Origin of the sequence: Nonomuraea sp. NPDC049625 (genome assembly GCF_040675285.1) — a bacterium.
Classification (GTDB): Bacteria; Actinomycetota; Actinomycetes; order Streptosporangiales; family Streptosporangiaceae; genus Nonomuraea; species Nonomuraea angiospora_A.
The window spans coordinates 82,023-94,508 of record NZ_JBFAOQ010000016.1; the positions used below are offsets into that span (position 1 = coordinate 82,023).

A 12,486-nucleotide genomic window follows, 5' to 3' on the forward strand; every position below is an offset into this window, starting at 1 on the left:
CAACTTCCGCCGCGGGGGCCGCATCTAAGGACGTAGAAGATCCGAGATGACGGGGTGATCAGATGGCGTCGGCCCTGCTGCCTGGGGATCCTCTTCGGCTGGGGGACTTCTGGCTGGCCGGGCGGCTGGGCGCGGGGGGCCAGGGGGTGGTCTACGAGGCGTACGACGCGCAGGGCGACCGGGTGGCCATCAAGGTGCTGCACGGTGATGCCGCCGGCGATCCGGATCTGCGGTCGCGCTTCGGCAAGGAGGCCACGGCGGCCCGGCGGGTGGCCTCGTTCTGCACGGCACGAGTGCTGGCGGTCGATCTGGACGCGCCCAAGCCGTACATCGTCAGCGACTACGTCGAAGGGCCGAGCCTGCGTCAGGCCGTCGCCGGCGGGCGCCGCTTCAGCGGCGACGAGCTGCACCGCCTGGCCACCGCGGTGGCCACGGCGCTGACCGCGATCCATGACGCCGGCGTCGTGCACCGCGACCTCAAGCCTGACAACGTGCTGCTCGGCCCCGACGGTCCGCGCGTCATCGACTTCGGGGTGGCGCGGACCCTGGAGATGTCGCTGACCGCCACCGGTCTGGTGGCCGGCACCCCGACCTACATGGCGCCGGAGGTGTTCACCGGCCAGCGTGCCGGTGCTCCCGCCGACGTGTTCTCCTGGGGTGCGATCGTGCTCTACGCCGCCAACGGCGACGACCCCTTCCGGGCCGAGAGCCTGGGCGCGGTCATGCACCGCGTCCTGTCCGCCGAACCCGACCTCTCCGCGTTGCCGCCTTCGCTGCGGCCGCTGGTCTCGGCAGCGCTGGCCAAGGACCCGCTCGCCCGGCCTACCGCGCGCGAGCTGTTGCTCGGCCTGATCAGCGGGTTCCAGGGCGGCCAGGCCGACCTGCTCACCGTCGGCAGCGCCGAGGCCGGGCTGCTCAGCCGGGGAGCCGCGGCCGATCCCGCCCTCGGCACGCTTGCGGAGGACGCCTACGGTTTTCTCAGCCCCGGCGAACGCGACCTGGTGCCCGACCTGTTCCTGCGCATGGTGGCCGTCACCGACGCAGGTGAGGTGACCGTACGCACCGCGTCGCATGAGGAGCTGTTCGAGGCGAGGACACCGGACGAGCGGGCCGCGCTCGAACGGATCCTGGAGGTCTTCTCCTACGTGATCGCCGTTCGAGGCGACGACGTCGCGCTGGCCCGGCCCGCCCTGTTACAGGCCTGGCCGCGGCTGCGGTCCTGGGTCGGCGACGAGCGCGAGGGCCTGCCCACGCACGACCTGATCCGCGCCGCCGCGCGCCACTGGAACACCCACGGGCGCCGTGAAGGCGACGTCTTCCAGGGCAGCCGCCTGGAGACGGCGCTGCGCTGGGCCGCCACCGGACGCCGCCATCTCACGCTCAGCAAGCTCGAACGCGACTTCCTCGACGCCTGCAACGCCGCCACCCGCCACCGGATCCGGCGCCGCCGCCTCCTCACCGTCACTCTGTCCGCCCTGCTCGTCCTCGCCCTGATCGGCGGCGCCGTCGCCGTTCGGCAGAGCCTCGTCATCTCGGAGCAGAGCAGGGTCGTCGCCGCGCAGCGGGACGAGGCGGTCGCGGGCAAGGTGGCGGCCCAGGCCGACGCGATGCGCACGGCGGACCCGGTACGGGCGATGCTGCTCAGCGTCGCCGCCTGGCGGCTGGCCCCGGTCACCGCGACGCGGGCGACGTTGCAGAACGCCTGGGCACAGCGCGAGCGCGCGGCGTTCTCCGACCCGGACTCGGGCGCGGAGACCGTACGGCAGATCACCAGGGACGGACGCACGTTCGTCAGCGTGTCCCCGCAGGGGGTGCGGATCTACGACCTGCGGACCGGGAGGAAGACCGGCGGCTGGGACGACCTGAAGATCGGCAGGGAGAAGTTCCTGGGCGCCGGCCTCAGCCCCAGCGGCCGGATGCTGGCCGTGGCGGCGGGCGATGAGATCCATGTCTGGGACACGAGCACCGGCAGGCAGACCGGAGCCAGACGAAGGATCGATATGCCGGAAAACTTCAACGGGGTCAAGTTCCAGACCGGCGACCGGTACGTCAACGTGCTGGGATCCCAGGCCGGCGGCCTCTGGGACACGCGGACCGGCGCGGACATCGAGGCGGGGGACGGCATGCTCGAACCCTCCGTCACCCTGGCCAACGACCTGGTCGTGAACGGGGGTGTCATGGGCCGGTTCAGCCTGCTGAGGCTGCCGAGCGGGAAACCGGTGGCACCATGGCCCCGCTCGAACGGCTGCGCCAAGAAGGTGTGGACGGCGGCCATCAGCCCGGACGGGCGGACCATCGCCTGCGCCACCGATTCAGGGGTCTCCCTCGTCGACGCACACACGGGACGCGACCTCGCCGGCCAGCCGGCGCTCGGGGGGAACGGCTACGGCGGCACCAGAATGTGGTTCAGCCCGGACGGCCGCTACCTCGTGGTCAGGAAGAACAACAACCTTGAGCTTGTCCGGGTCTCGGACGGGAACACCGTGCTCTCCTACCGGGGCGCACCCGAGAGCGTGGGCTTCGACGGCACGACCCTGCGTTACCTGACCGACGAGACCGTGGTGAGCCTGGACATCTCCGATGTCCTCCACCTCACGCGGCTGCCCGGCCACGCCCCTGAGACCGCTGTGTTCAGCAGTGATGGACGGCTCCTCGCCACGCACCAGTACGAGGCGAAGCAGCTCGTGCTCTGGGACGCGGAGAAGCTCCGCCCGCTGGGATCGCCCCTGAAGATAAGGATCGGGGACGGCACCCTGGGCTTCGCGTTCAGCGGAGACGGGCGGCTGCTGGCGGCCTTCAGCGGCATGGGGAAGCCGCTGGAGATGTGGGACACCGCGCAGCCGTCGCGCGTGACCAGGGCCCAGTTGCCGGGTGAGTGGATGGCGGACGCCGTGGCCGTGAACGAGCACGGGACGCTTGTCGCGATCGCCGCCACCGATACCAGCGGCGCATCCCGAAACCGGCTTTTCGTCTGGGACGTGCCGCATCACAAGTGGTTGCGGCCCATCGACACGAACTACCTGGTGGGCATCGTGTTCCGGCCGGGCGGCACGATCATCGCTCCGATGAGCGACTCGGCCAACCACCTGATCGATCTCTCCTCCGGGCAGCCGGTCGGCCCCGCCTTCGGCCCAGGAGGGCTGAGCAGCGGTTTGAGAAGCATCGCCTTCAGTCCTGATGGAGCGAGCCTCGCCGCCTACAGCCAGTCGGGCAGGCTCGCGTTCTGGGATCTGCGCACGGGTAAGAGGCGTGGTCCGACGTTGCGTCCGTACCCCGGTGACAACAGCGGGATCATCCAGCTGGTCTTCTCCCGGACGGGCGACGTGGCCGCATCCATCACTGAGGGGGAGGTCCAGCTCTGGGACCCCATCACGCCTCGCAAGCTCGGGTCGTCGATCGCAGGGGCGGACGAGCCGCTGATGGCGACCGGGTTCGGAGCCGGTGGCGCGGTGCTCCGTACCATCGACGAGGCGGGGGTGCTGCGCGCGGTCTCCGTCGATCCGGAGCGCACGGCCGAGGCCGTGTGCGCCCGGGCCGGGCGCTCGCTGACGCGCGCGGAGTGGCAGGAGTATCTGCCCGGCCTGCCGTACCGGAAGATCTGCCCCTGATCACCGGGACCGGCGCGTCAGAGTCCTGATGTCCTCGAACAGCCGCTCGTGCGCGGCGGCCGCCTCGGCGGAGGTCAGGTCCATGTTCTGGATGAAGCCGTGCTCCAGGCCGGGCTCTTGCCGGTGCGTCACGTGGACGCCGGCCTGCGCCAGCCGGCGGGCGTAGGCGTCGCCTTCGTCGCGCAGGGCGTCGTGTTCGGCGGTCACGATGAGGGTGTCCGGCATGCCGGACAGGTCTGCGGCCAGCAGCGGGCTGGCGGGCGCGCGGTCGGCGGGGTCCGGTGTCCACAGCTCGACGGCCCAGGCGAGGAAGTCGGCGTCCAGCGAGTGGCCGGAGCCCTTGCCGACGATGCTGGGCTGGGAGAGCGTCAGGTCGGTGTTGGGGCAGATCAGGATCTGCAGGTCGGGCACCGGCTCGCCGGCGTCGCGCAGCCGCAGGCAGGCCATGGTGGCCAGATAGCCGCCGGCGCTGTCGCCGGCCACCGCGGCCGGGCGGGCCCAGCGCAGCACCGCGGTCACGTCCTCGACGGCCGCCGGGTACGGATGCTCGGGCGCGCGCCGGTAGTCGATGGCCAGCACCTCGACGTCGCAGGCGTGGGCGATGCGCCGGCAGGTGCGGTCATGGGTCTCCAGGTCACCGATGACGAAGGCGCCGCCATGGGCGAACACCATCAGCGGCCTGGCCTGTTCGGAGGGCCGGTAGTGGCGCAGCGGCAGCCCGTCCGGCCCGTGCAGGTCTTCCACCCGGGCCAGTGCGGGGCCTTGGGGGCGGTCGGCGGCTCGCCGGCGTGAGCCTTCACGCAGTTCGGACACATCGGGGACGGTCATAACGGGTCAGCTCTCCGGGTGGACCATGAGAAGTACGGCACGATTGTCCGGGGTGTGGCCTCGGTACAGGTGCGGGTGAGCGGCGTCGAACCGGATGGAATCGCCTTCGGCCAGGTCGGTGAGGGAATCGGCGGGTCCCGTGGTGACGCTTCCGTGGGTGAGCACGAGGCACTCCTCGACGCCGGGCAGGTGGGCGTCGGAGTGCTGGGTGCTCTCGGCGATGGCGATGTCGTAGACCTCCACGGTGCCGCGCACCCTGATGCGGTGCAGGAGACGCGCGCTGACCGCGTCGCCCTCGACCCGTGGCCGCCGGTCGTCGGCGCGTACCACCTCGATCGTCGAGGCGGGCGCTTCCAGCAATTCGCCGAGGGACGCCTTCAGCGCGGTGGCCAGGGCCCACAGGGTGCTCAGGGTCGGGTTGCCCTGGCCCTGCTCGATGCCGTGCAGCGTGGTCTTGCTGATGCCGCCGGCGGACGCCAGGTCGGCCAGCGATATCCCGGCCGCCGTACGCAGCCGGTGCACGTTCGTCCCCACCACTTGCGCGAGCTCCATGCGTATCAGCATAGTGGTATGGACGTACCAATAGAATGGTTTTGGAGGCGAGATGACGGTGACGCGGCTGCGCGACATCCCGGGCATCGGCGTGGACGCCGTCGGCGACGCGGCCGACGCCGTGGGCGACCCGGAGTTCCTGCGGCTGGAGAACCTCGACACCGACCTGCGGCCGCCCGCCGTCGCCATCGCCGCCACGCATGCCGCCGTCGACGACGACGCGGCCAACAGCTATCTGCCCTTCCAGGGGCGCCGCTCGCTTCGCGCGGCCGCCGCGGCGCACGTCGGGCGCATCTCCGGGCACGTCTACGACGCCGACACCGAATGCGTCAGCGTGGCCGGCGGGCTCAACGGCATCCTCAACACGCTGCTGGCGACCGTCGAGCCCGGGCAGGAGGTCGTGCTGTGCGACCCCATATACGCCGGCCTGGTCAACCGGGTCCGGCTCGCGGGCGGCGTTCCCCGCTTCGTCCCCGCGCAGCCCACCGCGGACGGCTGGACCGTCGACCCCGAACGACTCGCCGACGCCGTCAGACCCGGCACGGCGGCGGTCCTGATGATGGGGCCGGCGATGCCGACCGGCCTCGTCCTGGACGAGCGCCACTGGTCCGCCTTCGCCGACGCCTGCGAACGCCACGACGCCTGGTTGATCTACGACGCGGCCATGGAACGCATCCGCTTCGACGGCCGCCCTCCCAGCCACCCGGCGGCCCACGAGGGCCTGGCACGACGCACCATCACCGTCGGTTCGGCCTCCAAGGAGCTGCGGCTCATCGGCTGGCGCGTCGGCTGGGTGACCGGCCCCGCCGACATCGTCGCCGACATCCGCCTGGTGGGCCTGACCAACGTCGTCTGCCAGGTCGGCCTGGGGCAGGACGCCGTGGCCGCCGCGCTGGACGCGCCCGACGCCGATGCCGACGTCGCCGCCGCCACGGCCGAGTGGCAACGGCGCTGCGAGACGGTCCTGCGCCGGCTCGCCGCGTACCCGGTCGTCCGGCCGCACGGCGGGTGGTCGCTCCTCATCGACACCAGACCCCTGGAGCTGACCCCCGCCGAACTGTCCCGGCGCCTGTTCGACCGGGCGAAGGTCGCGGCCACCCCCATGGACGGCTGGGGCCCCAGCGGCGGGCACTACCTGCGGCTCGTGTTCGCCAACGAACCCGTCGAACGCCTCGCCGATCTCGGCGACCGCTTCCGCCTGGCCGTCGGCTGAACCATGGACGTTTGCGCCGCTGTCCCGGCTGGTACGTCGCCGAAGGGCTGTTCGTAGCCGTCCGGCGGAGCCGTGGGTGACCTCATCGAGCGTCCGTCAGTCGGCGTGAGTCAGCCGGATGTATCCGTACGGGTTGAAGAACAGATCGTCCTCGTCATAGCGGTCGCACGCGCCGGTGCGCAGCAACCAGCGCGGAGCGTCCTCGGCCATCCGGAACCCGGCGCCGTCCTCGATCTCCTCCGCGCGCGGATCGGTCAGCAGGTAGATGGCGAGCGTGTCCAGGTGCGCGACGAGCTCGGCCAGCCTGTCCTCCGTCGGAAGCTCCGCACCGACCTCGATCTCCACATCGGGCGCGCCGAGCAGGTGCATGCCGCAGCTGTAGAGCACCTGACCGTCGTGGAGCGGTCGCTGCACCCAGGCGCTGACCAGCGCGTCGGCCAGGGTCTCGTCCGTGGCGTCGGCCGCTCGGTCGGCCAGCGCGAGCCAGCGGTCCCGGCCGTGCGCGATCCCGCTGCTCTCGTTCTTCACCGCCGTGGCTCCGGACCGCAGCAGCGCGGCCGTCACCGCCAGCAACCGCCGGGAGGTGTCGAACGCCAGCTCCCGCATCATCGGCGCGGACAGCAGGTAGCCGACGGTGTCGTGGGACTCCACTGCGGCCCAGTCCGCCTCGTCGAACGAGGCCGCCGCCATACTGGCCTCGAACGCCTCCGGCATCCGAGGGTCGGGTTCGGCCTCGGAGTATTCGCGATCGAGGACGAAACCGCCGAAGCCGGCCGCAGTCCGTTCTATCTCCGAAAGGTCCAGCCCGGCGCCGAGCACGCAGAGCACGTGCCGAGGAAACGCATCACTCATCCCGGCACGTTATCGATCATTGCCGACGCCTTGGGGCGATTCCCCCGATCTCCCGGAGAGGCCGGCTACGTCCGCTTGGCGACGTGCAGCTCGCACACGCCGTCCGTACACGACCGCCGCAACCGTCCCATCGAGACGGTCTGCGCCAGGCCGATCAGCCAGCACGTCGGGCACCCGCGGAAGGCCAGGAGCGCCACCGGCGCCAGCACCAGGCTGACCGGCCCGATCACCGGGATCAGCGCGACCGAGCCGATCAACGCCCCGAACCCCACCACGCCACGCGCCAGATGCCGGGGCAGCGAAGCGCTGGCGAACTCGTGTCCGTCAGTCATCGCACACCCCCTCGCCCAGCCGGTCCTGCACGGCCGCGCGGGCGCGGTGCAGGCGCGACTTCATCGCCGCCACGCTCAGGCCCAGCGCGTCGGCGGTCATCCGGCCGCTGAGGCCCTGGACGTCCCGCATGATCAGCACCTGCCGCTGGTCGGCCGGCAGCGCCGCGATGGCCGCCGCCACCCGCGCCGCCTCCAGCCGCTCGAACACCTCTTCCTCCGCGGACCGCATGGCGGCGCCGTGGAGGGGAGGCGGTGGCCGCAGCGCCAGCCTGGCCCTGCGTACGCATTCGTTGCGGATGATCCGGAACATCCACGACACCAGGGCGCCGGTGGCGCGCAGCGTACCGATCTTGCGATAGAGGACGATCAACGCCTCCTGCGCCGCGTCCTCGGCGTCCTCCGGCGTGGCGCACAGGTGGCGCGCGAAGCGCCGCACGTGCGGGTGCGCGCCCGACACCAGCGCGGCGATCGACTCGGCGTCGCCGTCGCGGGCCGCCGCGATCACCGCCTCGTCCGGCCAGGTCGTCGTCTCAGCCACGCGTACGCCTCCTCCGCCGCAGCACGACCACGCTACAGGTGCAGATGAGTACGACGGCGACCGCGACTCCCACAGCAACGATCACGACAACCTCTCCTTCGTCGATGACGGAACGCATATGAGAGGCGCCGGACCCGCCAGAGGATTCACCCGCCACGCGCGACATCGATGGTGCGGGTTCGTGCCGGGGCGGCCACGCAGGCGGTGGGCCGGGACCGAGGCCGCGGTGTCGACGCCGTCGATCCGGGGTCAGGAGGTGAAGAGATCGAGAAGGGCCGCGCCGCGCCTGGTCAGGTGGACGTAGATCTCCCTGCCGTCGCGCCGCCGGGTGACCAGCCCCGCCGATTCGAGGCGCTTGCAGTGGTAGGTGATCACGCTGGGGTGACATTTGATGCGCCTGGCCAGAACGCCCATCGACATCGGCTGGTCGACGCTGGCCAGGATGGTCGCCCGTGCGTCGCCGAAGAGGAACTGGAGCTGCTCCTCGGTGTCCTTCGGCCGGGGCGCCGTCAGGTACGGCGGGGGATAGCCGATCCAGACGGCGTCCGGACCGTCGAAACGGACAATGAGCGCGTCCGGCCCGGCGAGCATGGGGATCAGCACCAGGCCCCTGGACTCGATGGAGAACTCGTCGGGACCATAGTCGGGGACGCTCAGCGCGCCCTCACTGAAAGTGCAGTCTGCGTGCACGTCATTGAGCACGACATCGAGTGCTCCTCGGGCGCTGGCCACGGCGATCCGCTCGACTTCGCGATCGAACAGCGCGCGGGTCTGCTGCCATTCCGGATACATGGCGGACCATGCCTGCCCCAGCAGGTCGGCAAATCCGTGCAGCCAACGGCGAGGGTGCTTCATCGCGGGCTGCCAGTGGGGCGGCGGTCTCCCGTCGGTGATGGAGTCCAGCTCTGTTTGTAACGCGTCGGGCGACAGATCGCGAAGCATTTCGAGCTGCGTGGGAACGTCCAGATCTCGGCTGAAGTCTCCGGGGAACGCGACATCGGGAAATATGGTGTAACCGGGTGCCGAGAGCGAATCCACCACCATTCCGTCGGGTGCCACCGCGGCAGAGCGCACCAGTTGCCGCCATCGTTCGGGGGCACCCCTGTCCCGGCCCGCGAGCGCATCGCAGATCAGCGCGAGCATGGACAATCCGGGGACCATCGTCACGGTCACGGGTACCCGATCAAGTCGCTCAATGACCAGGCGCGTGCGCATTGGTAACTCTTCCTCTCGAGCTTCGGCAAATAGGAAGCAGCGTCTCACGGTGGCGCATACAAACTTGCTTCAGCGGTCGGCCGGGATACCGGAAAGCGATGATCGCCCGCGTCCTAATCACACGTCCGCATCACCTGATCTGGCTGGCGCGCAGATGTTCGCGTACGGCGGGAGTCAGCACCTGACCCGCACGGTCCGCCATGAGCGTCATGTGGTACGCGACAAGCGCCGCGTCGCAGTCGGGCTCGGAGAGCACGGCCAGGCAAGCGCTTTCGCCGATCGACATGGTGGTCAGCATCATGCCGTTCGCCATCTCCACCATGCTCTGAACGACCCCACCCCCGTCGAGGGCGCAGGCCGCGGCCACCGACAGGCCGACCAGCCCAGAGGTGATCGCGGCCAGCCGGCCGGCCCGGTCGACGGGGAAGCCCGAGGACGTCGCCAACGGCAGGCCATCGGCGGAGAAGAGGACGACGTGGACGACTCCTGGAACGATGCCGACGAATTCGCTGATCAGCCAGTCGACCTCGTACGCCATGTAGCTCACGTCGTTCATGCGCCCTGTCCTCTGTGCTTCGGGTCAGGGGCGGCCCTGCCCATGCTGATGTCGTCGCGAGCGGACCGGTAGCCCTGCTGGAAGCTGGACAGGCGGCTGCGTACCCGGCCCGCCGAGACGGACGGCATCGGCGGGACATCTTGGGGCGTGGAGGCCGTGGTGGCCGAGCCCGGCACCAGGTTGGCCTTGGGCACCCGCTTGGGCAGCCCGGTCGCGGTCTCGCCGTCGCGCACCGGCTCCACGGCGGCGGCTTTGGCGGCGTTCCATCCGGCGTCGGCCGCCCCCCAGCTGACTCCCTGCTCGAACCACGCCGACTCGATCGAGGCGTAGATCGGCAGATACTCGTCCGAGGCCGCTTTGGCGGCCGGAATGGGACCGGTGGACGCCGACGCCGTGTCGGGGAAGTCATAACCGGACGGCCGCTGCGGCGCGTCGTCCATGCCGCCGCGCAGGCCCAGGTTGGGACGCCTGGGGAAGATCGCTTCCTGGCTCGGCGGGTCGTACGGTCTCCTCGGCGGCGCCCACGGGTCGGCGGTGGCGTACGAGCCGGTGTCGGAGGACGGCCAGCCGCCGGATCCCCCCGGCCTCTCCGACGGCGTGAGCCAGGCGCCGGACGGGTTGGACGGGTGAGACGGGTACGAAGGATGGGCCGGACCCATCTGGAACGAGCCCCACTGCGGTGGGGTGGGGACAGCCTCGGCGGAGCCGCCGGGATAGCTGGGCGCCTGCGCGGCGAGCATCGCCTCGGGCATGAGGATCATCGCGGTGAGCCCCCCGGATTCGTGCGGGCGCAACTGCACCCGGACGCCGTGTCGGTGGGCCAGCCGCGCGACCACGAACAGGCCCATGCGCCGCGACACCGACACGTCCACGGTGGGCGCGTCGATGAGGCGGTCGTTGGCGATGGTGAGCTCGTCCGGGGTCATGCCGATGCCGGAGTCGGTGATCGACAGCATCATGCCGCCCCCGTCGATCCTGCTGCCCGACACCGTCACCTGGGTCTCCTGCGGCGAGAACGACAACGCGTTCTCCACAAGCTCGGCGAGCAGGTGAATGATGTCGTTGACGGCCTGGCCGGCCACCGCGACGCCGTCGGGCACCTGGAGGATGACCCGCTCGTAGTTCTCGACCTCCGACAGCGAGGCGCGGGCGACGTCGACCAGCTTGACGGGCTTGCTCCAGCGGCGGGGCGTCTCCTGGCCGGCGAGAACCAGCAGGTTCTCGCTGTTACGCCGCATACGGGTGGCCAGGTGGTCCAGCCTGAACAGGTTGCCGAGCCGCTGCTCGTCCTGCTCGCCCTGCTCCAGCCCGTCGATCAGGGTGATCTGCCGCTCCACCAGCGTCTGGCTGCGGCGCGACAGGTTCACGAACATCGCGTTGACGTTGGCGCGCAGGCGGGCCTCCTCGCCCGCCAGCCGGACCGCCTCACGGTGGACCTCGTCGAACGCCCGCGCCACCTCGCCGATCTCGTCCTTGGAGGAGATGGCGATCGGCGGCACGTGTATCGCCTTCGTGTCGACCTCGCTGTTGCGCAGCTGCCGCACGAGCTCGGGGAGCCGCTGGCTGGCGATCATGAGCGCGTCCCTGCGCAACCGCCTGAGCGGCCGGACGAGCGAGCGGGCCATGACCGCGGTGATGGCGAGGACCAGGAGCAGCAGCACGGCGAGGATGATGATGTTGAGCGTGGCCGCGGACCGGTCGCTGGACTGAATGTCGGCGCTTCGGGTGCCGACCTGCTCCAGCAACGCCCGCTGAACGGTGTGCAGCCGGTCGACGGTGTCGCTGATGGCGTTGAACCACAGGGTGACGTCGTTGGAAGTCGAGGTGTCGAGCCGCCGCAGGGGCAGGCCGGCATTGGCGAGGAACACGGCCCTGTTGATGTAGAACTCGCCCCGGCCGACCTCCACGCTGGCGACCGTGTTGTCGTGGAACTGCCGCTGCGCCAGCGTGGCCACGGCGCGAAAAGAGGCGCGTTCGCTCTCGCGGTTGGAACGGGCGTCGAGGAAAGCCTTGCGCTCGGGCTCTTCGAACGACCCTTTGACAAGCGCGATCGTCAACAGCCCTCGCAGCTTGGCGGCCTCCTCCTCCGATCGGGCGACGGCTCGCAGCGCGGCGCTGGTGGAGATCAGCTGCTCGTCCGTCGAGCCCTGCCCCACCTCGTCGTACAGTTGCAGCATCTCCGCGATGACCTCGGAGTACTTCTCCATCGTCGGGAGCGGCGGCAGCTGCGCGTTCTGCCCGGACACGGTGGCACGCAGCGAGGCGAGCTGGGTCAGCCTGATGCGGACGAGGGCCAGCTTCCTGCGACCGAGATCGGACAGCGAGTCCTCGACCTCCGCGGCCGTCGCGCTCGTACGCTGCACGCTGGAATCGACGATCCGCCGCTGGGCCGTGAGCCGCTCCAGCTGCGCCGATGCCCTGTCGGAGGCGACATAGTACGCGGAAAGGTCTCGCTCGAGTGCCATTTCGCGGGACAGCTCGCCGAGCTGCGTCACCAAGGAGCCCACATTGCTGATGCGCTGATTCTGCTCCGCGCTGCTGATCGATATGCCGACCCGCAGCGCGCCCAGGACCACGGCCACCAGGGTCGGAATGGCGATAAGCGTGATGAGGCGGGTTCGCACCCGCCAGTTCCGCAACGCCATCGGGTTCCCATGAGCGGGAACCTGCTCCACCGACGCCTGCTCCGGTGACTTCTCGTCGGCCACGAACCGTTCCTGCAGAACGGGAACGCCGGCACGACCAACTTGGGTCATCTTTGTCCTTACCGATGGCAAGCGTCCCCCGGACGG

10 protein-coding genes are annotated in these 12,486 nt (G+C 70.5%); 2 read left to right on the forward strand and 8 right to left on the reverse strand.

Annotated elements, in window-relative coordinates:
• The first annotated feature begins 62 nt into the window (after positions 1–62).
• On the forward strand, positions 63–3,608 hold the full coding sequence (locus AB0J87_RS48255; protein ID WP_363978680.1) for a WD40 repeat domain-containing serine/threonine protein kinase: 3,546 nt from the start codon (positions 63–65) through the stop codon (positions 3,606–3,608).
• On the opposite strand, the gene AB0J87_RS48260 is transcribed toward AB0J87_RS48255, so the two are convergent.
• Positions 3,609–4,421 carry an alpha/beta hydrolase gene (locus tag AB0J87_RS48260; protein ID WP_363978682.1) on the reverse strand — a complete coding sequence of 271 codons (813 nt, stop codon included), beginning with the start codon at positions 4,419–4,421 and terminating at the stop codon, positions 3,609–3,611.
• A 21-nt stretch (positions 4,422–4,442) separates the two neighbouring features.
• Positions 4,443–4,988: an XRE family transcriptional regulator gene (locus AB0J87_RS48265; protein WP_363978685.1), complete on the reverse strand. Its 546-nt coding sequence runs from the start codon at positions 4,986–4,988 to the stop codon at positions 4,443–4,445.
• A 52-nt stretch (positions 4,989–5,040) separates the two neighbouring features.
• Here AB0J87_RS48265 and AB0J87_RS48270 point away from each other — a divergent pair, with 52 nt between their 5' ends.
• Positions 5,041–6,201, forward strand: a complete 1,161-nt coding sequence (locus tag AB0J87_RS48270; RefSeq protein WP_363978688.1) for a pyridoxal phosphate-dependent aminotransferase — start codon at positions 5,041–5,043, stop codon at positions 6,199–6,201.
• Positions 6,202–6,297: 96 nt separating this feature from the next.
• Here the strand turns inward: AB0J87_RS48270 and AB0J87_RS48275 are convergent, their stop codons facing one another.
• The 6 genes from AB0J87_RS48275 to AB0J87_RS48300 form a co-directional block, all read right to left on the reverse strand.
• Positions 6,298–7,053, reverse strand: a complete 756-nt coding sequence (locus tag AB0J87_RS48275; protein WP_363978691.1) for a hypothetical protein — start codon at positions 7,051–7,053, stop codon at positions 6,298–6,300.
• Positions 7,054–7,118: 65 nt separating this feature from the next.
• Positions 7,119–7,385, reverse strand: a complete 267-nt coding sequence (locus tag AB0J87_RS48280; protein ID WP_350724289.1) for a hypothetical protein — start codon at positions 7,383–7,385, stop codon at positions 7,119–7,121.
• Complete coding sequence (locus tag AB0J87_RS48285) at positions 7,378–7,923, reverse strand: sigma-70 family RNA polymerase sigma factor (RefSeq protein WP_350724287.1); 546 nt, start codon at positions 7,921–7,923, stop codon at positions 7,378–7,380. Before AB0J87_RS48285 ends, AB0J87_RS48280 begins: the two co-directional genes overlap by 8 nt.
• Positions 7,924–8,172: 249 nt before the next feature.
• Positions 8,173–9,138: a helix-turn-helix domain-containing protein gene (locus tag AB0J87_RS48290; RefSeq protein ID WP_363978695.1), complete on the reverse strand. Its 966-nt coding sequence runs from the start codon at positions 9,136–9,138 to the stop codon at positions 8,173–8,175.
• A 130-nt stretch (positions 9,139–9,268) separates the two neighbouring features.
• On the reverse strand, positions 9,269–9,694 hold the full coding sequence (locus AB0J87_RS48295; protein ID WP_350724283.1) for a roadblock/LC7 domain-containing protein: 426 nt from the start codon (positions 9,692–9,694) through the stop codon (positions 9,269–9,271).
• The gene (locus AB0J87_RS48300) at positions 9,691–12,450 is read right to left on the reverse strand and encodes a nitrate- and nitrite sensing domain-containing protein (RefSeq protein ID WP_363978698.1); all 2,760 of its coding nucleotides are present in this window, start codon (positions 12,448–12,450) and stop codon (positions 9,691–9,693) included. Before AB0J87_RS48300 ends, AB0J87_RS48295 begins: the two co-directional genes overlap by 4 nt.
• Positions 12,451–12,486: the final 36 nt, after the last annotated feature.